20 protein-coding genes are annotated in these 25,262 nt (G+C 41.3%); all 20 read right to left on the reverse strand.

What is annotated here, in order from left to right; all coding sequences use genetic code 11:
• Positions 1-21: 21 nt before the first annotated feature.
• The gene (locus MKX80_RS21485; RefSeq protein ID WP_268342908.1) at positions 22-696 is read right to left on the reverse strand and encodes a hypothetical protein; all 675 of its coding nucleotides are present in this window, start codon (positions 694-696) and stop codon (positions 22-24) included.
• 24 nt (positions 697-720) lie between these two features.
• Positions 721-1,413: a hypothetical protein gene (locus MKX80_RS21490; protein ID WP_339227617.1), complete on the reverse strand. Its 693-nt coding sequence runs from the start codon at positions 1,411-1,413 to the stop codon at positions 721-723.
• On the reverse strand, positions 1,400-2,086 hold the full coding sequence (locus MKX80_RS21495; protein ID WP_234112443.1) for a hypothetical protein: 687 nt from the start codon (positions 2,084-2,086) through the stop codon (positions 1,400-1,402). Before MKX80_RS21495 ends, MKX80_RS21490 begins: the two co-directional genes overlap by 14 nt.
• Positions 2,087-2,193: 107 nt before the next feature.
• Positions 2,194-2,370: a hypothetical protein gene (locus tag MKX80_RS21500; RefSeq protein ID WP_165428460.1), complete on the reverse strand. Its 177-nt coding sequence runs from the start codon at positions 2,368-2,370 to the stop codon at positions 2,194-2,196.
• A gap of 513 nt (positions 2,371-2,883) precedes the next feature.
• On the reverse strand, positions 2,884-3,441 hold the full coding sequence (locus tag MKX80_RS21505; RefSeq protein ID WP_165428461.1) for an SMI1/KNR4 family protein: 558 nt from the start codon (positions 3,439-3,441) through the stop codon (positions 2,884-2,886).
• Between the two features lie 6 nt (positions 3,442-3,447).
• Positions 3,448-3,834, reverse strand: coding sequence for a hypothetical protein (locus MKX80_RS21510; RefSeq protein WP_234112445.1), 387 nt, complete (start codon positions 3,832-3,834; stop codon positions 3,448-3,450).
• A 230-nt stretch (positions 3,835-4,064) separates the two neighbouring features.
• A complete protein-coding gene (locus MKX80_RS21515) occupies positions 4,065-4,619 on the reverse strand; it encodes a DUF4240 domain-containing protein (protein ID WP_165428463.1) in 555 nt (184 codons plus the stop codon).
• Positions 4,620-4,780: 161 nt separating this feature from the next.
• Complete coding sequence (locus MKX80_RS21520) at positions 4,781-5,440, reverse strand: hypothetical protein (RefSeq protein WP_165428464.1); 660 nt, start codon at positions 5,438-5,440, stop codon at positions 4,781-4,783.
• An 11-nt stretch (positions 5,441-5,451) separates the two neighbouring features.
• Complete coding sequence (locus tag MKX80_RS21525) at positions 5,452-12,498, reverse strand: DNRLRE domain-containing protein (RefSeq protein ID WP_268345869.1); 7,047 nt, start codon at positions 12,496-12,498, stop codon at positions 5,452-5,454.
• Between the two features lie 245 nt (positions 12,499-12,743).
• Entirely contained in the window at positions 12,744-14,684 is a 1,941-nt protein-coding gene (locus MKX80_RS21530) for an ABC transporter permease (RefSeq protein ID WP_216930077.1), read from the reverse strand.
• Positions 14,674-15,435, reverse strand: coding sequence for an ABC transporter ATP-binding protein (locus tag MKX80_RS21535; RefSeq protein WP_154999744.1), 762 nt, complete (start codon positions 15,433-15,435; stop codon positions 14,674-14,676). The genes MKX80_RS21530 and MKX80_RS21535 overlap by 11 nt, the downstream gene beginning before the upstream one ends.
• A 100-nt stretch (positions 15,436-15,535) precedes the next feature.
• Positions 15,536-16,540 (reverse strand): sensor histidine kinase, encoded by a 1,005-nt coding sequence (locus MKX80_RS21540; RefSeq protein WP_268293806.1) that lies wholly within the window; start codon positions 16,538-16,540, stop codon positions 15,536-15,538.
• 5 nt (positions 16,541-16,545) lie between these two features.
• On the reverse strand, positions 16,546-17,232 hold the full coding sequence (locus MKX80_RS21545) for a response regulator transcription factor (protein WP_154999742.1): 687 nt from the start codon (positions 17,230-17,232) through the stop codon (positions 16,546-16,548).
• 110 nt (positions 17,233-17,342) lie between these two features.
• Positions 17,343-18,752: a glycoside hydrolase family 1 protein gene (locus MKX80_RS21550; RefSeq protein ID WP_182069727.1), complete on the reverse strand. Its 1,410-nt coding sequence runs from the start codon at positions 18,750-18,752 to the stop codon at positions 17,343-17,345.
• A gap of 40 nt (positions 18,753-18,792) precedes the next feature.
• Positions 18,793-20,637: a beta-glucoside-specific PTS transporter subunit IIABC gene (locus tag MKX80_RS21555; RefSeq protein WP_182069725.1), complete on the reverse strand. Its 1,845-nt coding sequence runs from the start codon at positions 20,635-20,637 to the stop codon at positions 18,793-18,795.
• Between the two features lie 328 nt (positions 20,638-20,965).
• Entirely contained in the window at positions 20,966-21,508 is a 543-nt protein-coding gene (locus MKX80_RS21560; protein ID WP_154999739.1) for a hypothetical protein, read from the reverse strand.
• A gap of 18 nt (positions 21,509-21,526) precedes the next feature.
• Entirely contained in the window at positions 21,527-22,516 is a 990-nt protein-coding gene (locus tag MKX80_RS21565; RefSeq protein ID WP_154999737.1) for a choloylglycine hydrolase family protein, read from the reverse strand.
• A gap of 354 nt (positions 22,517-22,870) precedes the next feature.
• Entirely contained in the window at positions 22,871-24,265 is a 1,395-nt protein-coding gene (locus MKX80_RS21570) for a hypothetical protein (RefSeq protein WP_154999735.1), read from the reverse strand.
• A gap of 122 nt (positions 24,266-24,387) precedes the next feature.
• A complete protein-coding gene (locus MKX80_RS21575; RefSeq protein WP_182069723.1) occupies positions 24,388-24,555 on the reverse strand; it encodes a hypothetical protein in 168 nt (55 codons plus the stop codon).
• Between the two features lie 199 nt (positions 24,556-24,754).
• Positions 24,755-25,069, reverse strand: a complete 315-nt coding sequence (locus MKX80_RS21580; protein ID WP_154999733.1) for a YfzA family protein — start codon at positions 25,067-25,069, stop codon at positions 24,755-24,757.
• Positions 25,070-25,262 lie beyond the last annotated feature (193 nt).

Here is a 25,262-nt window from a genome sequence, read left to right on the forward strand (position 1 = left end):
ATATTGGCTTTCTTACATGCTTTAGTCGATATCGTAATCTTCCCACTTTTTCCAATCATTATTTGGGACTCCTGCACAAACCGGACCTCGTCCAGTTTCAAGATATTCTGCAAATGATTGAAATGAAACCAATTCACTTGGGTTAGTTAAATAATCGGGATACTCCCAATTCTCTGTTTCGTATACTCCTTCATAATCGCATTGTAGCCCTAACCCATTTAGAAGATTTTTTGGTTTTATCCAAAGGGCCTCTCTAAAAGAAGGATCTTCAAACAGGTTTCTAAAGTATGTTTTCCATGCTCCTTCTTTTGTCTGCTTTTGGTATCTGTTTCTCTGGTTAGCTTTTATATAGTAAAGATTCTCCGCAATTTCAATTTTGGCTATTTCGCTTAATTGATCTAGATTACTTTCATAATACGTTACAAGCTCACCTGCTTTGGTCATTAAAGAGAAGTCGTCAATAATGATTAAGCTGTAGTTGTCTGAAAAACTGTTGCTGTATGCATGAATAGACAGAAAAGGCCCTTTATCATCTATTTGAAAGCATTGTATTGAAAGTAACCAATGTTCTTTATTTAAACGCATTAACGTACATTTACTGCCGATATAGTTACATTCGCGCCATTCAAAAATCGGTCGGTTTAATTCACTAAATTCATCGTCTAATAAACTAAGAATTTCTCTACTTTTAATCAATGAATTTCTCCCTTAAATACCTTTTTAAAAATAATGGACAGAATCTGTGTATGCCCACATTGACCACTCTGTGTTTCCATCGGCATGATCCGATAGATATGTTGCCTTTTTATGGCAAATTGCTTCGGCAATTGATTGAAAGAAAGGAGAAAGACTTGGCAAATCCTTTTCTGTTTCTGGATGTATCCACGTTTCTGTTGTATACAATGGGTCATACATTGACGGGAGACCAGCAGTTTGGAGCTGTTCATGTTTTGTCAGCCAGAGAGTGTCGAGAAATAAACGGTTCTTACTCATCTTCCTCAAACAGGTAATCCATTCATTCTCCGCATTAATATTTGCTTGCACTTCCTGCTCAATGAAAAAATGAAATACTTTCTCTCTAAGGACCACACTAAATGGATTTTTTGTGAAACCGGTTTCCACATCCTCCAACTCTAATCTGTTTCCTTTTTCACCCAAAAACATAAACGGCTCATCAACTAAAAAGCCTGCTTCATGATTGGTTAGTTGATTGCCCAGCGCATGAAAATCAATGGCCGGCCCCAATTTTGACAATCCGAACAACTGAAACGTCAAGAGCCAGTTATCCCCTTCAACAAATACCGAAAGTTTGCCTTTTGCGAAATCGAAATTTCCGTTATCAAGCAACGGAAACTCTCCCTTTTTGAATGAATCATCAAGCAATGCAAGAATCGCTTCTTTATTTTCGAGCACGATCATCACCTCCGTTGATGTCTTTGGCTAATTTAAATGTGTCACTTTTTAGTTTTTGATAAAATATATCTTTAGCATAACGTGTAATTAGATTTCTATTAATATAATCGTTTGGAAACTGATTTAAAATCATAAAATGCCATACCGCTAATCCAATTTCCGAAAGCTCATGGTTTTTTATAAATATGCTTTTTGGAACTTCTTTTTTTAATTGTTCAAAATCCTTTATGGACAGATAAAAATCAACCAGCTTATCAAGATTATCTAAATAATCTTGTATGTCACTTGTTAAAGGAACATCTGTTTTTAAAATGTTTTGTTCCGCCTTTTTTAATAAGAGACGTAAAATATCAGTAGGTATCTTCCTTATGGCACTTAAAGTTGGGTCCTCATACAAATAAATATTCATTTTTTCTAAAATATCTCTTTTATCTAGAAGAGTTGTAAACCTCTCTGTTTTGGAAAAATAAATATTAGGATTAACACTATAACCATACGTATAATCAATATAGATGGTTTCTTTTTGAAAGTTACTCACATTAAAATTTATAACTATAAATTTATTATCTATTTTTTTAAAGTATACAAGATGTGAGGCAAAAGTATCTCTAACATAATCATTATTTAAAATTTGAGAGAAAATACTCTCTAATTGTTTTTTAACAGATACCATGGGGTACCTCCTAATTCATATATCAAGCCATCCACTAGATATTTAATTTCATACTATAATGTCTTCCATCATATTTCAAAAAATAACAATGTTCGCCTGGGCATAAGTCAATCCACTTCTCTTCTTTCTAAATTCCGCATCAGGATGATTTTTTTATGAGCAGCAACTCTTTGTTTCAAATTTTTAGTTTTACTGATATAAACTAATGTACCACGCATCCACTTATTGAGTTCTTCCTGTTCTTTTGCTTGGTTTATGAGTATCCAGAATTCTGCTTCGTTCATTTTGGAGGCCTCAAACGAAAAGAGTATATGTTGAATTAAAAGAATAATTCTGTTGTTTTCTCTTCAAATTCATCTTAGTTTCTCTTTTAAAAAACCAGCTAATGTTTTCCACTTTTTTCGGAAACAATCTTCTTCATGAGCCCACCAAAGAATGTTCCCTGTCTTCATTTCCAACAAGTAAAGATCTCCATAATTCTCCTCTCCCAATATGAATTGACCCTGTTTCTCTATGATTTCTGCATAATCAGAGCTTTCAAGTGGTTGAAGATAAAGGTTTTCATTTTGATAAGATTCAGTTGGATCATAGATACCAAAGATATCAATTACATACAAAACCACGCCGTTAATATAACTAAAGAAAGTCTTATATTCTTCAGTTATTACTTCCTTATGTTTTTTCTCAAAATTATTGATGACTGTTGTACTTGCCCCTTATTCATCCAGAAGTTTTTGTTTTTAGGTATTCCGTTTAAGTTGAATTTCCAATTTTTGATCCAAGGGAATTCACCTCTTTTAAAATTCTATAAAACTTTTGTGGCGATAGTGTTCCGAGCCAACCTCAAATACACGATCCAACAAAGCATCCAAGTCTTCAAATTCTCGAATTTTCTTATATCGCCCGTCTGTAAACTCGACTACATGTTCATCTTCATCAAAAGCATATACGGTCCCGTTAACATAAGATTCTGCGAAAAAGAAGTATTTCTCCAGCAAAGGCTTGTTCTTTTTAGAAAGAGTAAAGTCTTTTAAAAATTCTTCTAAATACCTAGGTTCATGTATCCTTTCCTCATGGGACATACCTTTTTGATTTCTGCTCTTTCCGGTAATATGAATGAGGTCAAATAAATAGGCACCGTTTGTTTCCATCAAGAAATTTTGATAACTTGCTGGAAGTTGTCCTTGAATATCAGATATTCCATAATTCAATTCTTTAAGCTCATCTCTGTCAAGTGGAACATGAATAGTTGTGTGCCAGATACCATCATTAACATTCCCATATAAAATTGTTCCAGTTCGAAGCTTCTTATAATCTTCTTGATATAATTCTTCGATTTTTTTCAATATATTCAATACATATCATTCCTTTATCTTTTTATCATTTTTCCTGTAGTTTTCTTTAATCCATTTCCCATTATAATGCAAACGATAATGCTCTTTTCTTGTTACAAACCTAATGTTATTTGAATTTCCTGCTAACCATGGATGATGTTTTACATTATTAATGTGATGACCAATTATTCCTTTAGCCTTACCCTTACGAACAATTTCAGCTTTCCGTTTATTAGACCATTTTCTAGTCCTTTTTCCTGTTCGAATAATTAAATCTCGTTCTCTTTTCCAAGCTTTTTTTACAGCAGATCTTCTTTTGCTTGCAATTTTCGCAAAAGAAAGTGCCCTCTTAGCACCCTTAATATCTTCCCAGGCCCAAAATTTGAAGCTACAGCCCGGGCGGCGCCTTTCCAACCCTTGCCTGACTTATATGCCTTATACGCGTCATAAGCCGCAAATCCGGCGTTGACCGCCAGCCATCCCCAATGGCCTTGCCGTCCGGGTCGAGGGACAGGAATACGCCGTTTTCGGGTTCATAGTGACGGGCCAACCTAGCAGTACAGGTGTTTTTCTTCACCGTATCAGTACCTCATCGCTTTAAAAAAGCTTGTATCGTTCAAAGATACAAGCTTTTTTTGCCACATTTAATATTCACCCAGCGGATTTTCCCCAAAACGCTCCCACAGTTTTGGAAACCTTTCAGGCAAATCTTCTTCTTCCCAATCCAATTCAATATCTTCTGATTCGGCAAGCCCCTTTTGTTCAAGCGCATCTAGAAGCTCGTCGTATACTTCATCATCCCAATCATCGTCACCGGTCTTCTTGTATGTCAGCGCCTCTGTCGCCACTGACAGCAGGTCTTCATTTTGCGGATAGCCTTCCTCGTCAAGCGTTTCTTCCGTGATGTAGGCAGCCAAATACTCATGATCATCAAGCACTTTTTCAAAAGTTTCTTTTCCCTGAGCGATTAGCCAGCCACGAAAATAATCAAACGTATCGTCTGAGCAACCGTCCATGAGAATGTATGCAGCTGCCCATAGGGAAGACTGGTAGCTTTTTTGCATCAAAGCCTGAATCATAAACTCAAAATCAACGATCTCATCGGTCTCTTTTTTCACTAAGATATCTCGCAGCCACTCATTGGGTTCTTCTTGGCTTTTTGCTTGGTTAATGAGTGTCCAGAATTCTGTTTCGTTCATTTTCAATCACCTCAAGTCTAATGGCCTTTATAACAATCATCGTTTTATCAACATCTTTTGAGCTGATATATTTCCAATCAAAGCACCCCAAAAATCGCTATATGACAACTTTAAATAAATATATAGGGACTAGGAGCTTATATATAGCAGTTCATTGAAACTTAATTTATCTTTAAGCTTTTATATTTTACTTTATGTGAATTTTTGTAGAGGGCAACCTCATTATCATTAAGCCATTCTAATTTATGCATTAGTCTTAAGAATTCATATTCCAACGGCAATGTTTCATATATACATTCCTTTGAAATCAAATTAGGCTCTTTTTTTCTATCATATACTTCAATGAAAATTCGAAAAGTATATAAATCAAACTCACATAATACATTAGCCTTCAAAGTCTTCGAAGGGTTTAATTTAAAGTGTTTGAATGCATAATACTGGTTTTTATATTGAATTTCCTTCATTTTGTCTAACGCCTTTAAAAAAGGTTTTTCATCCCACCCTTTTTCTTTTGAAACAAACCTCAACCCTTTTTCAAGAGTTCTTGCCAGTTCTCTCTTTTTCAGCGAATCTTCAATCAAGAGAAAATTACTTTTATCGAAAGGTACTTCGATATCATAAAAACCATCCATTTCAGCATCAATTTTAAATTCAACAAAATCTCCCAAGATAAAATTAAGTTGTTTACAATCTTCAGTTTCGTAGGTTTCTAGAAAACTTTCAAATAAATCTGTAATACAACGAGTAATAAAATTTAAATTTTCTTTAGGATCTTTAATTCTTGATTCTTGATCAAACATAACAATACTTTTTAGTTTCAATGTTACTCCTCCTATCTCCATCTTGATTGCTTAGGGAGTCTGTGTCTTCTCATTTTTCCTCCTCCGAGATAAACGGAGTCTACTCTACCCTGTTCCCACCGTTTGGCTTTTAATCTTCCTCGTAAGTTCTTTTTAATTACTACCGCCTTATATCTCTTGCTTCCAACAGCCTTATTCCAAGCATTAACTTGACTATTCGCCCTTCGAGAAGTCCCATTTTTATTTAGTTTGCCACCGCTAATTCCAATTTTCATAACTTGTCGTGTTTTCTTATCAAGAATTTTATAACCATGATGTAAACGTTTAGATTTATTACTATTACCATGAACCGATTTAGCAAACCTATAAGCCCTCTTAGCACCCTTAAATATTTTCCCAGGCCCAAAGTTAGAAGCGGCAGCCCAGGCGGCGCCTTTCCAGCCCTTTCCTGACTTATATGCCTTATACGCGTCATAAGCCGCGAATCCGGCGTTGACCGCCAGCCATACCCAATGGCCGTCCGGGTCGACGTTCATGACGGGGTTGTTGTTGCCGTAGGCGTAGCCGTTTTGGTCGAGTGAGTCGCCTTCGCTGCCCGGGTCAGGATCGAGGGACAGGAATACGCCATTTTCTGGTTCGTAGTAGCGGGCTATCAAGTAATACAAGCCTGTTTCTTCGTCGTAGCGGTATCCGGCATAGCGATACGGGTTGCCCTTTACTTCAGCGCTTTCTTCAGTTTTCGTCGGTGTTCCCCATGTATCATATTCGTACTTGGCGACGATTTTTCCTGCGCTGTCGGTGAGGGCGATGACGTCGCCGTGCGCGTTGTAATGATAGAAATATTTTTTGCCGTTCTCCGTATATGCCAGTAGCTGACCGGTGTCTCCATATGTGTACGATTTAGTGACTTCGTTGTTTTCGTTTGTTTCATACAAGACTTGGAGACCGTCACCGTCATAGAAGTAGTTTGTTACTTTGCCGTTGACGTTTTTTTGAATTCTGTAGCCGCGCTCGTCGTATTTGTAGGTGACGAACGGCTTGTCTTCGCCTTTTTTCGTGACGGCTGTCAAATTGTCTTCCGCATCCCATGTATATTTGAAGCGTCCGTCTGATGTCCGGTTGCCGTTTTTATCATAAGTAATGCTTTCACCGTTAACCTTTGTCAGCTGGTTCATCATGTTAAACGAAGCATTTACCGTTTTGGTAGAGCCGTTTTTCGTTGTCGTCACACTCGTGCGGTTGCCGAATCCGTCATACGTATATTGAATGACGGTTTCGTCGGCATGTGTTTCTTTGACGAGCTGGTCAAGTTTTCCGTACTCGTATTGAACCTTGCCGCTTCCTTTCTTGTCAATCGTCGTCCGGTTGCCGTTTTGATCGTATTCGTAGGTTTCGGTTAAAATTGTCTCGCCTGAAGCCGTGCCGACATGCAGCGCGCTGACTAAATTTCGCTCATCATACGAGAAGCCGGCGCCGCTTCCGTTTCCTGTAATAAACGTTTGCACATTCCCGTTTTCATCATAATCAAACGAATACGTCGATGAGCTGTCTTTCATCTGAGTCATTTGATCAAGCTTGTTATATGTGAAGCTGTTCGAGCCTTTTTGACCGTCGTGGCTCCAAGAGAAAGCTTTCAGCTTGTCGGAGTCTGACGGATATGTCCAGCTTTGGCTGCCGCCGCGGTCTGTCAGTTCTGTTAAACGGTTTTTATTGTCAAACGTCCGTTTCTTCGTCGTGTTTTGTTCTTTATTGACGACTGATGTTTCGTTACCGTTTTTGTCATAGGTAAAATTGTACTTTTCCGTGCCGTTATACGATTTCGATTTGACCCTGTCCGTTCCGTCGTAAGTCAGAGACACTTCATTGCCGTTTGGAGAAATCGTTTTAATTAAGTTGCTGTTTGCATCGTATTCACTGGCCAGAACATTTCCTAATGGATCGGTCGTTTTGACCTGTTTCCCCATGACATCGTATTCGTATTGATACGTTTGATCAGACCCCGCCCTGATCGTTTTTGTCAGTTCGTTGCCTTCTTTGTCATAAGTCCTGAGGATTGTGGTTCCATTGGAAAGCGTCATTTTTGTCAGCTGATCTGCTTGATCGTATTCGTACGTGGTTTTATCGCCTTTTGCATCGGTTTCCGACGTCTTTTTACCGGTCTCGTCATAGGATGTCATCGTTGCATAGCCAAGCTCGTCTTCTTGCTTGACGGCATAGTTTCCTTTTTCGTCATACGTCGTCTTCGTGAGAATGCTTCCTTCGATCAGACGAATGTCGTCAAACCAGGCCGTTCCTGTCGCGCTCTTTTGGAACAATACGCTGATCTCGACTTTTTTGAGCGGCTTTGTTTTCGGAATGACGACTGCGGCGCGGTTCCACTCTTGAGTGCCTGCAGGGAATTTGGCGTTAAACGTTCCCGTCCCGCCATCAGCATATGTGACATTGGCCTGCAGGGAATAGTCGTTTTCACTCGTAAACTTGACGCCGTCCGCTTTCGACATGCCGGTCAGTGTTAAATAAAACGGTTTGTCCGTCGTGCTTTGACCGATTTCAACTGTCTGTTTATACACGACATTCGTTTGCGATGTATTGGTGCGGGCCGCTTTTAATGAATCATCGTCATTGAAGCCTTCTTCTTCATCAATGCTGCCGCCGCTTCCGCTCCACCCGGCCGTTTTTTCTGAAAAGCTGCTGTTTTGCACAGGATTATAACTTGAAGAAACTTCGCCGTTTTCCAGCTGAATTTCATCAAACCACGCCTTGCCTTTCCCGTCTTTATCGTTGTGGTCGATTTCCATATAGATAACGGCTTTGCCAGCGTTTGAAGGCGTTGTGAACGTGATTTGGCGTTTCGTCCAATCGTTTTTTCCCGCCAGTGTACTATAGCTGTTGTTGATCCATTGAATCCTTTTGTTGCTCGTATCGCGTAAGTCGATGTTAAAATACGCCCGCGCCTTGGATAGATCGGTTTTGATTTTGCCGCTCAACGTATACGTCGTATTCGGTTCGAGTGCGACTTCCTGCGTTCCCGCGATATAGCCGTGGTCCGTTCCGGCGGACATCGATTGCGCTGTGACTTCCAATACCTTTGAACCGGAAAGCGCCCCGCTCTTCTCACTGACAGCCGCTATTTTGCCGCTGTCTTTTGAAGCAGTCAAATTCCAGCCGAGCTTTGTTTCTTCGAAGCTTGCGTCTTTCAATAGGTTTGTAGATGCGGCCAGTTCTTTGCTTGACTGAACTAGGTTTCCGTATTTGTCATAGACAGCCGCGGAAGACGATTTTCCGCTTTGATCTGTTTCAGAAACCGCGTTAAGTCCGTCGTACGCAATATCAGTGATATTGCCTTCGGTATCCTTCATTTTCGTTACGTCATTATTGCTGTTATACTGATACGTCTCTGTGCCGTATGCGTCTTTAACAGCGATGACGTTGCCGTTTTTGTCATATTCGTAGGTTTCGGTTGCTTTTCCTGTGCCGACATCGTTCGGATCGGTTTCTTCGATGACATTGTTGCCTTCATATTTTGTATTGGTTGTGATTTTCAGTCCTTCGGCATCATCGATGATCTGGATCGGGTTTCCGGCTTCATTGTAGCCGTATTGTACTTTGCGGCCGTTTGGCTGTGTCATTAGCAGCGTCTTTTTGGCGGTGTCGTATTGATAAACGTATGTTTCTTTTTTGGCGTTGATCGCTTTTTCCAGACGATGGCCGCTATACTGATATTCCGTGAAAACCGGTTTTTCCTCGGTGCTGTTTTGGGAATATTGCTTGATAAGGCGCCCTTCGCCGTCATAATCATAGGTCGTTTTTGTGCCGTCGGTGTCAGTGACGCGTTTTAACAGTCCTTTTTCATATTCGTAGGATATTTTTTTGCCTTTCGGGCCCGTAATCGCTATGACGTGTCCGTCTTCATCATACGTAAGCGCAATCATACGCCCTGACGCGTCTTGTATAGATGTCAACTGATTGTGGTCGTTGTAGTTGTATATCGTCGCATTCTGGTGTCCATCCACAATCTTTTGCAGCTTGCCGCCTTTTTTGCTGAAGTAAGCGTTTGTCTGATCTTTTGTTTTCAAAACAAATTCATTGGCTGTTTCAGTCAGTTCCAGGTATACGCCTGTCGGCGGCTGATAAGTGCCGTCGGCTTTTTTTGTAAACACGTGTGTTGTGGCGTCCTCATCAATATAGATGGCGCCGTCGTCAGTCGGTGTAATGGTCGTTTCAGCATCGGCGTACCAGCCCTGACCAAATATATGATCGGAATTGTCGAGGCTGTTGTATGTTCTTGATATGCCAAGCCCGGGACCGCGTCCGTCGATTGAGATTTCTTCTTCGCTGACGATTACATTTCCTGTGGCGCCGTTCAGTTGACCATCCGGAATATCGATAATCGACCAGTAGTCTTCCGTTCCGAGGAATTCCGCTCCTTCCCTGATCGTCGGGTTAAATGCAGGCGTCGGAATGGTATCTCCATTGGCATCGTAGGCGACAAGCGTGAACGAGTAGTTTTTCCTGCCTTTATAGTCGCCGTTGGCATTCGCATAGACAGGAGACGGATCAATCGCGAGCTCGCCGCCTTTGCCGTCAGTATGGAGCTGGTACCTTCCCGATTTGATTTCATCCGCGGTTGGCCAGATTTTTTTATTTTGCGTTGTCCAATGATCGACATCGCCGACATCATACGTTTGATATTCTTTGCCGTTATAGATGTTGATCTTGTAGCCTTTGGCGTTTTTCACTTTGTCCCAATGCAGGTTGATATAGCCGGTTTGGCTGTCCTTTGTATTTGTATAGGCATAGCCGGTTAAACTTTTCGGCCTCGCCAAGTCAGGCAGAAGCGGGTTTGCCGCAGGCGATGCAACTGCTTCGCCTTCCTTGTTATAGGCAATGATTTTAAACGAATAATTTTTTTGATTCGCGTCTCCGCCGGCGTTTTTATAGGTCGGTCCCGGATTGATCGGAAGTTCTGCCCCATTGCCGTCTGTTAAATGGAGGCCATACTTGCCGGCGCTGATTTCGGTTTTTGTCGGCCAGATTTTTTTCCCGCTTGTCGTCCATGAAGTCCGGTTGCCAAGATCGAGCGTTTCATAGCTTTTACCGTTAAAGACTTGAATTTTATACCCTGTTGCTCCTGTGACGGCTTTCCATGACAGGTCGAAATAGCCTGTCGCATTATTGTTATTGAATCCTTTCGTTACAGGCGCACCTGCTCGTCCAACGTTCGGAATCACAGGCTTTGCCGCTGTCGACATCGCGCCTTCTCCCTGGTCATATACAGCACTTACCGCGATCCAGTAATTTTTGCTCGTCGGGTAGGAACCGCCTGAATTTTTATAAACCGGTGAAGGGTCAAGCGCCAGTTCGGTGCCGCCTTTTCCATCTAAGTGGAGTTTGTATTTTCCTGCCGCGATTTCATCTTTTGTCGGCCAAATATTCTTTCCTTTCGTGCTCCAGGAAGTCGTGTTGCCGACAGAGATCGCTTGATACTCTTTTCCGTTGTAAATCCATACTTTGTAGCTTTTTGCACCATTCATCTTTTTCCAACTGACATCAAAGTAGCCTGTGTCGTTTCCGTTGCTGTACGCTTTGATCGTCGGTGTTTCTGCTTTCGGAATTGTATAGGTCACTTCTATATATGGCTTATTGGCCGAATTGGCTGAAGAAATCAGCTTTTTCCAGTGGTCTTGTCCGTTTCCGTTCGTATGGAATTTAAAGCCGTAGTTGGCTGTCCCGGTGTTCCATGCTTTTACGATTGATGTAACATCAAAGGTGGCCCATTGGCCTTTATGCACATCTGTTTTGCCGATATTTTTTGAGCCCGGCTTGTTGTTCCACGTGACTTTTGCATTGTCATAGCTGCTGTTTACCGTATCAAGCCAAAGTCCCGTAGCCTTTGTCCCGTAATAAGAATGCGCAACATAGGCCTTCAGCGTTGCTTTTGTGACGGTCATATTTTCGATAGGTTTTAAGTTATTAAACTTCATGAACGCATAGACTGTTCCGGTCGACTTGTCGTAATATCCCGATTTTAAGACATACGCTTTTAAATTCGCATCCCACTTTTGTGTCGATGCCGAATAGTTTGTCGTTGGATACGCGCTCATCACGAAAGTATCCGATGAAACGGACAATGATGTCGAAGGATCGATTGAAACAGGATAGACGCGCTCAGGGTCTTTCAGCCAGTCCTCATCTGCTGTGACATGAAGCAAATATCCGTGGTCGTTTTTTTTCAGTTTAAAAGAAACTTCCTCTGAGCGGGCCACTTCCCCGGAAAGCTCGTCCAATTTGGAATCGGTCATGAACGGTTTTGGCACCGTGAGCATTACTTTTCCATTCTTGTTTTTAAACGCGATGGAACCGTCTTCTTGGACTTCTGCGTTCAAGTCGGTTTCCAGTTGAAAAGTAAAGGAATTGTATCCTTCATACTTATGTAAAACTAAATCTTCTTTGATGTTTTCGTTAAAAGTAAATGTTTGCAGGTCAATACTTGGAAAGACATCTTTATATGTGAGTTCATTGCTGTTTTCTTTAAATTCAGCCGGGGCGTCTGCTGAACGAATTGAGGGTTTTTTCGGTCCGTGTGCTTCGATCAGTGAATATGTCACCTGGTGGTCATCGTGTTCAAACGTTGCATATAATCCGTTCTTCATTTCCTTGTGAAAGCTGGAGTTTAACACGGCATTTTTTGTCTCGACTGCTTTCTTCGATCCAGCTTTCAGTTCCGGGGAGATATCTTCCCATTCCGCATCAGGTGCTGCCTTTATATGAACAGGGTTTAAGTACACTTCCTGTGTAAAGATACCGTCTCCTTCATAAAACAGTTTCGTGTTTTCCGTTCTTTCTGAGAGGATCTCGCCGTTTTCATCAAGATTATTATCTTCATCAAACGAGAGAAATTGTTCCGCCGGCTGATCAGGGTCTTTAACTGATATTTGATCTCCTCTGTCCGCCTCTTTTTCCTCTGCTGCCTGAGCGGGAAGTGCTTCCTGGGGCACTAAAGAAACGGTTAATACCAAAATTAGCAATCTTGCAATCCAGCTTCTCCATCTAAAGGTTCTTTTTTTATCCTTGGTCATATAATGGCTCCTTTTCATATTTTTGTAACATTAGTCATATTACGTTATTTATATTAATCGAACCGAAATTAATTTTCAATATTTTTCAAGAAAGGTACAGGAATAAAAAATCAATAACAAATGACAAATTTATCATATTGTTTAATATTCATTTAGTAAAGCAAAAAAAGCTGCCCCCATTCGGGAACAGCCCTTTCATGCGTCTGATACTGCCGCCGGGCGACACGAGATTCCACACGACTCAGCTACAGCGCCGACTTGATCACCCTCTTGCCATAAAGAACGGACAGCAAACCGAAAATAGAATACAAGACGGTGTACAGCACCATCACGATGATCATCGGCGTCCGCACCTCTGCTCCGAATAAGAACCAGCCGGATTGGACAGCGAAGTAACTGTGAGACAGCCCGATAACCAATGGAATGCCGAAGTTATACATTTGCTTGATTCGTATCCCCTTCAGAAGGTCCCCGCGCGTGAAACCGAGTTTTCTCAAAATCGTGTAATTCGGTTTCTCATCCTCGCTTTCGTCCATTTGTTTAAAATAAAGGATGCATCCTGATGTGATCAGAAACGTTAGTCCTAAAAAACCTACAATAAACATGGCAAGGCCGAAAAGCGACTTTTGAGCTGTACTTGCATCGAGGAGCGATAAATGCTGATCATTTTGATTCACTGTTGCAAACAATTCATTTGCCTGCTGAAGCTGATCTTCATGTTTTAAATTGATCCCGTAAAAAAGGCTCGGCTTCTGCTGCAGCTTTGGATCTTTGTCTTGGTTCAAACGTTTAAACAGCGCATCATCCACAACGGCTACAGGCAATCCGCCGCTGGTAAAGTTGAAGGATAAGAGCGACTCTTTTTTCAAGCCTAAATAGTTTAATGGGATTGTCTCATGCCTGCTCTTTACCTTAACGGCACCGGTCTCTTTTAAAGCCATAAATTTCTGGAGAAGGTCGGTATATCCTGAGAAAATGACGTCTCCTTTATGCACGTCAATCCCGTCAATTTCTGCATCGCTGACCACGGCGAGGGGTAATTTCCCCGGGTCGCCAGCCATATTTTCAGGATCCCCTTCGACAACTTGTTCCAGATTGAAAGTCGCCTGAGTGACATGAACTTCTTTTTTGCTGTATGAAATGTTGTTTTTATCCAATAGTTGTTCGAACTGTTTTGCATCTTTTTGATTTGTCATGGCAAAGTCGGCCGCCACGCTTTGTTCAGCGGTTTTCTCCGCGGAGTAATACGAAATATAGCACAGGGATAACAAACCGATCGCCAGTGCCGAAACAGTGGTGATGATCGTTAATAATAGAGCGTTTGATTTCAGCCGGAACATGATCGATGAAAGGGACAGCACTTCATAAATATTTAAGTAGCCTCCTTTGCTTTTGCGGATGATGTTGGAGACAAAGCTGACCGATCCTTTATAAAAGAGGTACGTTCCGATAATAACGGTACCGAGAATAAAGCTCATCACATAAAACAGCTCATCTATGGTCTTGAACTTTCCGCTGAACAACTCAGTGGAAATATAATATCCCGACAAAATAAACAAGATGCCCAATAAGCCAATGATCATTTGAAAAACGGATATTCTCTTTACCTGATCTTCCGTAGCTGATGTCGCTTTAAATAATGATAAAATGCTTTGCTTTTTGATAAACGTATAATTCATCACCATCACCAGCAGGTAGATTCCGCAGAATACAATGACAGTTTGCACAAGCGCTTCTCCGGAAAAATTCAATTCGGCTTCAGCTTGAACATCTACTATTTTAAATAAAGTCATAAGCACGAGCTTTGAGATCGAAAACCCGGCAAACACCCCAATGACCAAAGAGCCGAAATACAGCATGACATTTTCCAAACTTAAGATGCGGAAGATTTTTTGCTTCCTCATGCCGATTAGCTGGAATAAACCGATTTCTTTGCTGCGCCGCTTAATAAAAATCGTATTGGCATACAAAATAAAAACCGCGACTACTGCCACAAGGAGAATGGAAGCTGCTTTCAAAGCCGCTGCGCCTTTTATCGATGCCTTCACTTCATCGATCGCCGGATCATACTGCAGCGTAACAAACGCAAAATAAAGCGCCACGCTGAAGATTAACGCAAACACATAAAGGTAATAGTTCCGTATATTCTTTTTCAGGTTGCGGAAGATCAGCTGATTAATGCTCATGCTGAACCCCGCCTAACACGCCTTGCGTCTTCATGATGTCCTGGAAGAACATCTGCCTGTCTTGTTCACCTTTATTCAACTGCGTATAAATTTGTCCGTCTTTAATGAACACCACTCTGCTGCAGAAACTCGCGGCGACGGGATCATGGGTGACCATAATGATTGTGGCCCGGCGCTTTTGATTTAACTGGCTCAGCTTGTTTAACAAGTCTGATGCTGATTTCGAATCAAGCGCACCGGTGGGTTCGTCAGCGAAAATAATGCTCGGTTCATGAATAAACGCCCTTGCTGCTGATGTGCGCTGTTTTTGCCCGCCGGAAATTTCATTCGGATATTTATTTTTCAGCTCGAAGATGCCTAATTCTTTCGCGACTTCCTCAAACTTTTGCCCGGCTTCTTTTTTTGATATTTTCGTAATCGACAGCGGCAGAAGGATATTTTCTTTCACTGTCAGCGTATCGAGCAAATTGTATTCTTGAAAGATAAATCCTAAATGCTGCTTCCTGAACTCGGCAAGCTGTTTTTCCTTCATATTCGTCATCTCAGCTTGGTTGATGGCAATCGTTCCGCCGCTCACCTGATCAATGGAGGACAGAACATTGAGCAATGTTGTTTTGCCTGAACCTGACGGACCCATAATACTGACAAATTCACCCTTTTGGATCTGAAGGTCGATTCCCTTTAACACTTCGTGTTTATTGTGCTTATTTCCATAGCTTTTTCGTATTTTTTTCGCTTCTAAAATCATCATTTTTAAATCTCCTTTTTACTCGATATTTTCATTATAGAAAGGAGGGCAGCCGTTTTCCTTCGATTAAGCGAACAAAAAAGAAAAGCGTGTGACATTTTTGTCACACGCCAAGCACACGGGAAAATTCATTCCGCTTCGGAAAAATCAGCGTAAAGGTTGTACCCGCTCCCAGTTTAGAATCAACCTCGATATGAATCAGGAGCGGCTTTGCCGCCTTTTTCGCCAAGTACAGCCCCATTCCCGTGGCGGCATGATCATGATGCTCCATTGTTGATGTAAAGCCTTTGTCAAACACGCGCGGTATATCTTTTGGATCGATGCCCCGTCCAAAGTCTTGAACTGCGAGATGCACCTGGCCATCCTGTTCATAGCTTTTAATTATAATATCGGATGCTTCGCTGTATTTCACTGCGTTTGTCAGCAGCTGCCTCATAATAAAAGACAGCCATTTCGCATCGCTGAGCACTTCCCCGGCCTCCAGCTGTATATCAAACCCGATCCCTTTTGGAATGCACCATGATTGCAAATCTTTTAGTTCTTTAAAGATCAAAGGTTTGAGCTTTAGGACTTCGAGGGACAAGTCATTTTCGATAAATGACATCCGCTTTTGATGAAGCTGGCGGTCGAGCAGCAGGTGGATGCGCAGCCATTCATACGCCAGCCTCGATTTTAATGAATGATCGTCGATCGTCTCCATGATCAAATGCATGGCGGTAAGCGGCGTTTTGACTTCGTGTATCCAGGCCATGAGTTCATCTTTTTCATTCTCCAATGCCATGCGATGCTGTGCCGCCTCTTTCTTTAACTGTTTCGTTTGCTCGGTGATGCTTTTTTCAATCATCTTTTCGAAAGGCGTTTCCGCCTCTCGAATGTTTGTCACATCGAGATTGTGATCCCATTCTTCAAGACTTTTATAAAACTTCGTTTCCTTCCGAAAGCGGACAAGTACAAAAACGATAAAAATAAACGAGGACAAATAGGTCATATACAAAATCGACGTAAAAGGAATGGATGCATCGACATAAGCGATAAACAGAAAAAGGATCTGCTGCAAGACAAATATGGCGATCCAGCTTCGCCTCTCGGTCAAAAATGCTTTCAGCATTCTCATCATCCTTCATCTTTCGCCATATAGCCTTGGCCGACCTTCGTCTCGATATATTGCCCCAAGTTCAAGGCATCGAGTTTTTTTCTCAAACGGTTTACGTTGACCGTCAGCGTATTATCGCTGACAAAGCGCTCATCGTTCCATAAACTTCTCATCAATTCTTCCCTGCTGACAATTTTGTTTTTTTGGTCGATCAATTGTTTTAAAATGAACATTTCATTCCTTGTCAGTTCAATCGAACCCGCTTTATTGCTGACGCGGTTTTGTTCGGGATCAACGGTTGCACCACACCACGTTTTCTTGAGAATTTCAGGCTCCGCATTATAGTCGTAAACACGGCGGAAAATCGCCTGGATTTTGGCAATCAGCACGTCAAAATGAAACGGCTTCTGAATATAATCATCCGCTCCGAACTGCATGGACATGACCATATCAGCAGGATGGTCGCGCGAAGATAAAAAGAGAATCGGAACGTTAGAACGGGAACGGATCTGCCGGCACCAATGAAACCCGTCATATTTCGGCAGCTGAATATCGATGATGACGCAATCGGGCTTAATCGCCGCAAACTCCTGCATCACTTCGCTGAAATCGTTGATGCCGTACACCTCGTATGACCACCCGGTTAACCGTTCTTTTATTTCCTGAAACAGCGATTCATCGTCTTCGATCAACAGCAGTTTAAACATTTGCCTCACCGCGCTTTTTATCTTTTTTCTAAGTCAAGTGTATAGCAAATCGTTTTCATGCGCTACAGAGAAAAAAAGAGCTGTCCTGTAAAGGACAGCTCTTTTAAATATCACAAACTCTCGCCATTCGTTTCGATCACATTTTTATACCAGTAAAAGCTTTTCTTTCTCGTTCTTGCAAACGTGCCGTTTCCTTCATTGTCACGATCGACATAAATATAGCCGTAGCGTTTTTTCATTTCGGCGGTGGATGCGCTGACAAGGTCGATCGGGCCCCATGATGTGTAGCCGATTAAGTCGACGCCGTCCGCGATTGCTTCTCTTACTTCTTTTAAATGATCGCGCAAATAGTTGATTCTGTAGTCATCTTGAATCGAACCGTCTTCTTCGACGACATCGACGGCGCCGAGCCCGTTTTCAACAATGAAAAGCGGCTTTTGATAGCGGTCGTACAATGTATTGAGCGTAATGCGGATCCCTTTAGGATCGATCTGCCAGCCCCATTCGGACGATTCAAGGTACGGGTTTTTAACCCCTCCGAGCAAGTTGCCTCCCGTTTTTGCCAAGTCTTCCGGATTCGTGCTCGCGACCATTGACATGTAATAGCTGAAACCGATATAGTCGACGGTGTTTTCCTTCAAGATGTCTTCATCACCTGCAGCCATTTCAATCGTAATTCCGTTTTCCTTAAAGAAGCGCTTCATATAACCCGGATAAGCCCCGCGTGCCTGTACGTCCGAGAAAAACAGCGTTCTTCTCTCATTCTCCATCGCGGCGAGCACATCTTCCGGTTTTGGGGTCATCGGGTATGTCGTCGTTGCGGCAATCATGCAGCCGATTTTAGCGTCCGGAATGATGTCGTGCCCCGCTTTAACGGCAAGAGCGCTTGCGACAAATAGATGGTGCGCCGCTTGGTACATCGCATTTAACTTGTTTTCGCCTTCTTCAAATACAAGGCCTCCACCTGTAAACGGCGCATGCAGAACCATGTTGATTTCATTGAATGTCATCCAGTATTTCACTTTGTCTTTATAGCGGGTGAAAACCGTTTTCGCATAATGTTCATAGCACTCGATCACTTTCCGATTTTTCCAGCCGCCGTATTTTTTAATCAGACCGAGCGGCATTTCGTAGTGGGATATCGTCACTACCGGCTCAATATCATATTTTAATAGCTCATCAAAGAGGCGATCGTAAAATTCGAGTCCCTCTTCATTCGGTTCAGTTTCATCGCCGTTTGGAAAAATCCGTGTCCAGGCGATCGATGTCCGGAACGCTTTAAATCCCATTTCGGCGAAAAGAGCGATATCTTCTTTGTAGCGATGGTAAAAATCGATGCCTTCATGATAAAGGTTCAATGACTCCATCGACTCATCGAATGGATACATGACACCGTTCGGCGACACATCGGCTGTCGAGAGTCCCTTGCCGCCGACATTATAGGCGCCTTCCACTTGATTTGCAGCAACCGCTCCACCCCATAAAAAACTTTCAGGAAACTTTTTCGTTTGTTCAGTCATATCCTTTCACCTCATCCAAATTTGTCAGGCTTTCCTCTTTCTACGCCAGCGCGATCAGCGCTTCCTCAATGTCAACGCTTTCATCCGTTTTCAAAGGCTTGATCGACTGGTACCGGTCCGTATTTGTAATGATAACCGGCGTGATCAACTGATAGCCTGCATCCTTAATCGCATCCATATCAAATGAGACAAGCTGGTCTCCTGGCTTTACTGCGTCGCCTTTATTGACATGCACAGTAAAGTGCTCCCCGTTTAATTTCACCGTGTCAATTCCGATATGGATAATAATTTCCGCTCCATTGTCGCTTGTGATGCCGAGGGCGTGCTTCGTTTGAAAAACGGTTGTGATCGTGCCTGATACCGGCGACACCACTTTGCCTTCTTCAGGCTCAATGGCGACGCCTTTTCCCATGACTTCTCCTGAAAATGTCGCATCATCCACTTCACTCAATGCTTTGACTTCGCCTTTCAGCGGGCTTTGAATGATCTCACTACCGCCAGCCGTAGAAGGAGCAGCCGCCGGTTCATCGGCTTCATCTGACGGAATGTCTTCAAATCCCAATACAAAAGCAAACGCTGTTGCGGCAAAGAACGCGATGACGATCCCGATCGTTGCCTGTATAAAAGTCGGGCCGATAAACGTCGTAATTCCAGGCAAACCGACGTTTCCGCCAATAATATATGCTGCTACGCCGGTGATGCCGTAAAATGCTCCTCCGACAGCGGCGCCGAGAAGCGCGGAGACAAACGGCTTTTTCAGCCTCATGTTGACACCGTACATCGCCGGCTCTGTAATCCCCATCAAAGCCGTGATGCTTGTCGTCAGCGACAATGATTTGAATTTCTTATTTCTGGATCGCAGGAAGACGGCAAATGACGCGCCAGCCTGCCCCATATTCGCCAAGAACATCGCAGGTATCAAATAATCGTAGCCGTTTTGCGTAATGTTGTTGAACATAACCGGAATGAAAGCATAGTGCATTCCTGTCATGACGATCAGCGAGAACGTTCCGGCTAAAAGGATCATCGTGATTAAACCGGCGTTTTCAAATAAACCGTTTACACCGATTGACAGATAGTTCCCTGCAATCGCACCGAGCGGACCGACTGTAATTAATGTGACAGGCACGACAATCAGCAGCGTCAGCGTCGGTACAAAAATCATCTTTAACGAAGTCGGGGTGACTCTGTCAATCCATTTCTCAACATAAGATGCAATCCAAATCGCGAGCAGGATCGGAATGACGGTTGACGAATAAGTGGCAGCGGTTACAGGCAATCCGACAAAGGAAATGCTTTTTCCTGAACCGAGGAGCGCTGTCAGATCGGGATGCAGAATCGCCGCTCCAATCGCCGCCGCTACATAAGGATTGCTGCCGAATTTTCTCGCGGCGCTGACCGCCAGCAAAATCGGCAGGAAGTAAAATGCTCCGTCGCCGATGGCCGATAAAATGGTGTGGACCTGGCTATTTTCGCTCATCCAGCCGAACGTGACGGCGATCGCAATGATCCCCTTGATCATACCCGCTCCGGCGATCGCCGGGAGAATCGGCGTAAATACACCTGATATCACATCAAAAATGGCGGACAGCACGTTTTTCTTTTTGCCAGCTTGCTGCTCGCCCGCTTTTTCATCGCTGAGCCCGCTGTTGGCAATGATCGCTTTATACACCTTAGGCACATCATTTCCAATGATGATTTGAAACTGCTGGCCGCTGATGTTGGTGCCCATTACAGCCGGCAGACTTTCCAGTTTCGCGCGGTCTGCCTTCGCGTTGTCATAAAGATTGAAACGCAGTCTTGTCATGCAGTGAATCACGCTCTGTACGTTCTCTTCACCGCCCACGAGTTGTAAAATGTCCTTCGATACTTTATTATAATCCATATGAGTACCTCCTCTTTTGGGGGAATCTGCCGGACTGAAGGTGGCCGCCTTCACCCGGCTTTTTTATTGCCTTTCTGCCGCAAAGAATTCTCGGAATCTCACATCACCTCCTTATTTTGGGTATAAAAAAAACCTAAATTACGCCGGCTTAACGGGACAATCTCCCAGAAAGCTGTACGCAACTTAGGTTTTGCCTGCAAAAGCAGTAACAATCCATAAGAAACTTGCTGATATTAGTTTGTAACTATACTTTAGCACCCGTTTTTGTTAATGTCAACGCTTTCATTACAAATGTCTCATAAAAAATAGAATACATGAAAACTAAAAACTAAGACTTTGTACCTTCATTTCTTCGTTTTCTAGCTTTCGCCGCCTTTTTCATAAGCAATGCAGGATTTCGCCTTGCTTTCCTTCGCGCGGCCGGCTGTACAACTGCCTCTTTCGGTTCCTGCTGCTTATGAAGAATGAATCCGGCAGCCATAAACGGAATCCCTGATAAGTTCGTGAAAATGTTTTTAATGCCCATTGCTAAAATAAAAGATCCCCATGGAGAAAACGGATCTTTTTTGATTTTCACGTAAGCAGCGATTTCCAGGGCAATAAAAATGATCGACTGTGCTAATATCACTATCAGCAAGCTCAAAATGAACAAGAGGCCCAAATTAAACAACGTGCCTGAGTAGATCATCAATTTCAGCGCAGCTACGAAAGTCCCAGCCTCCATATATCCGTCCGTGACATTTGGATTCCAAACGGCATAAGCGTCAAACTGATGTTTGAAATGAAAAAACAAAAATAATATAAACAACCAATATATGCTATGTAAACTGATGCCTAATAAAATAAGTCTGTTTGCTGCTTTGTTTTGCAATGTTGTTCCTTCTTTCGTTTATGATTGAAGAGAATGAACCGTCTCTTCCTGCTTTGACTGAAACACCTTTAATTCGTTGCTGTCCAGGTCTTCCTGTAATAAACAAACCTTTTGAATCTGCCTGTTTTGATAATGGTGAAAATAGTAGCTGCACGTCTCGCTGCACATCACCGCCGTATATTGGGTGTAATCGTCTTCGCCATTGTCAGTCATGACAATCCCTTTGGGAATATTCATATTGGAGAGAATATGAAACGCGGCAGAGACGCCTTCTGTTTCATCGGACACAGGCTTCATGTGCTCTTTCAAAACTGCAGCCCTGACAAAACGGGATGGCGGTGTAAAGTCTCCCGGCAATCCGGACAGCCCGGAACCTTGACCGAAAGCCGACAGCGTCATGTCTCCCATTTTTTTCGCGGCAAACTGTCCCGGCTGAAGACCGATATAATTGCGCAAATTGGTCAAATGCCAAGGAAAATCCGGGCTGTTCGTCAGCACACCGACCGGATTTTCATGAATTTGAATACCGCCGGCCGCCGGTTCAACAACGACGCTCGCACCGGAGCGGTCCGTTAATAGCCAATGAAGCGGCGTCACCGTGCTCAGCAAACTGACCTCTCTCTTCACAATGTTTAAGGAAACAGCCGCTTTTTTCACATCCTCCAAATCGCCGCATTCCGACAGCACCCATGTCACAAATTCGTGCGGCGCAAGATTGCGGCATTGCTCTTTCGTCTCGCTTTCATACACAGCATAGCCCGGGAAATAAAGCGCCGCGCAAGACAATCCTTTTTCATTCACACCGTCGGCAAACAGAGCATTCTTAAGCCTTCTGCCCATCCCGATAAACGCATACCGACCGGCATGCTCGCAGCCGTCCGCTTCACTTTTCCATTTGTAACGCCGCGGATGCAACAGCACTTCCCCATTAAGCTCAAAATCAAAATCCATCGTCCTCGCCAATAAATGCTCCCGACCCGCAGTCGTCAACGTGATACTTGTACACATTGCGCTCCATCCTTTTTGTTTAATATTACACTTCGTGAACTATTTTTATGTTATCGAATTGGAAAAGATTCGTCAAAATGAAAGGGGTTAAAGAAAAAAGCCGAGATGAGATCTCGGCTTGCAGCTTAAATATATTCTAATTCCTCTAGTGCTTCTAAATAGTACTGAAAATCTTCATTCTCAATTTCAATTATACTTTCGTGTACTCCCATTAAAATGGACAATTCCTTTCGCATTCACCTTGAATTGTAAAATGATTCGTTGTTCTTTTATCTTTGCTGCCCACAATAAAATTTATCCGACAGCCTTATTTATATCAACCTCACACCTTTGCACTTTACAATACACAATATCTCAATCACATTTCTTCAGCAGTGCATTTAAATGAGTGTAATTCTTTTTAAATTGAATTCTTTCAAAATTTTCTTTAGCCTTCAATTTATTTTCCTGGTTTAAATAACATATCCCTAATATATAGTATTCCTCATCCTTATATTTTTTCTTATTTTCTAATATTTCGATTATTTCTTCATATCTAGGTTGATCTAGTTTTAATTCATAGTGGATAAAAACTTCATCTATATCTAACCATACAAAATCAGAGTTATTTTGATCATTTTTAATATCCCTAATCAAGCTGACTATTTCTCTTAAATTATTATGTTCATCTTTTTCAATGAGAATGTTCACTAACAACATTTTAGAAAATTGTACTTCATCTTGTTTTTCTATAGCTTGTCTCGCTAACATTTCAGCCTTTTCAATATCCGGTCTTAGACTTCTATACAAGATCAAACTTTGAAAAGCAAAATCATGCTTAATCAAAGTACTTACATTGCCGTCAATATGCTGTCTAATCTTAATTCTTTCACAATCTTCAGGTGAAAAAAAGTTCCATGCAAAAATTATATCTGCACCTTCGTTAATTTTTTCAACTAGTTCTTGGATAGTAGTTATTATTCTTTCTAAAGAGAAATAAATTGTCACAATACATAATAGTATTTTTTCATAGGAGTCATTCAAACTAACAGCAATAGTGGATATTGATATCGGAGCAAAAAGACAATATAAAATTAACTTTCTTGCTAATTTATCTTCTTTCAATTCAGCTAAATTCATCCAAATCAATACATATATTGATATCCAGATAAGAAAAATCAACAAAAAAGAGAGGTATTTCTCAAGAACAAAATAAGATAAATATGATCCAATAAAGCAAAATAGGCCAGCAAAAATAAGTTGTTTAAGATTAAATTGTACATTTACACAGGATATTCTTAGTATAGAGCTTACATAACCGATTATCCTCGGCATGTCTCCTTTAACCGGTTTTTTTAGTAGGACTATTCCTACAGCTATTAACAAAACAATTAAAATTACGGTCAACAGTGTTTTAAAGTCAATGAATAGTGATATTGATAGCATTTTTGAAATTAATATCTGCTGGTCAAAAATCATCTTTTCAAAAACTATATTTGAATCTATAGGGTTCAAAAAAACATATTTTATGTAGAAAAAATTATTGATGGTGAATTTTAAGATCTCAATGATTATTGGCGTGATCATAAGAAATATATAAAATATTCCTGCTATCAGATAGCTTAAAAATAAAATGCCCAAAAAATTTGTTAATAAAACTGCATTCTTTCTTATAAAATGTTTATCGGAATTTTCAAATTTTGTATTTAGTTCAATTAAATAATTTGAGAAAGAATCCAAACTAATGATTAATAATTGCCTTTTAGTCATATTGTCTCCTCAAAGTAATTTCAATATTCTTTTGGCTCTGTTAAAGTATAATGTTGATTTACTTATAAACAACGGAAACCCCAAATATATGGAAGTTCTATTTTTATAATAGGTTTGTTCAACTAACGCAAAACCTTTGGTTTTTTTTCTATCTGTTGTTTTAACCAATCCAGATATTTATTTTCATCTCCAGAATCTTTATCTGTACCAAAACTAACAATGAAAGAATCTTTACGAAAAGGTATAACATAATCCTTATGTTTACTTATATTAATTGGTATGAACTCCATTATTCTCTCCTCCCCATTTGAAGGAGTATTAGCATTAAATTGGTCACCAAAATTTGTAATCCTTTTTGCATTAACCTGATCCTTTAGACCCAATAAAAAATGCGATACCCTCTTTATTGAAGTATCCCACCCAATAGTCTAAGTAAAACTCTTCTCAAACTTTATTCATTTTAATAAACTATATTTATTTTTAATCACGTTATTTAGAGTTATTACTACGGTGTCTAGGCGAAAATACGTTTTTTAATGCACTTATTATTCCAGGCACAAGAAAGAAGACGCCAAAAAAGACAGTAAGTAAATTTAATTGTGGTGTTTCATAAAAAGTAAACCATTCTATAAAAATTGACGATTCCGTAATTCTCCCAAATAGTGTTCCATCAATCTCTCTATAATTAGGTAACCATCCTGTTGTTTCAAATGTAATAAAAATTATCTGTGACAATAAAAATACACCAATTTGAGAAACCCAATATTTTTTCAAAAATGGAACACTTTTTTGCTTTTCAGCCAACTAAATATCCCTCCCTGCATTAGATAACATTTTATTTTGATATACGGAAAATTAAAGAATAATTTTCAACAACAGACTTTAACAGAGCCATTCTTTTAAACAAAATTATACTCTAATTAGAGATTTCATCCAATATAATTTCCAATGTATAAACTAAAAAGAGGGAAGCTAAAAATATCTCCCCCCATCATTA

This window comes from Bacillus sp. FSL K6-0972, from assembly GCF_037976035.1.
Taxonomy (GTDB): Bacteria; Bacillota; Bacilli; order Bacillales; family Bacillaceae; genus Bacillus; species Bacillus haynesii.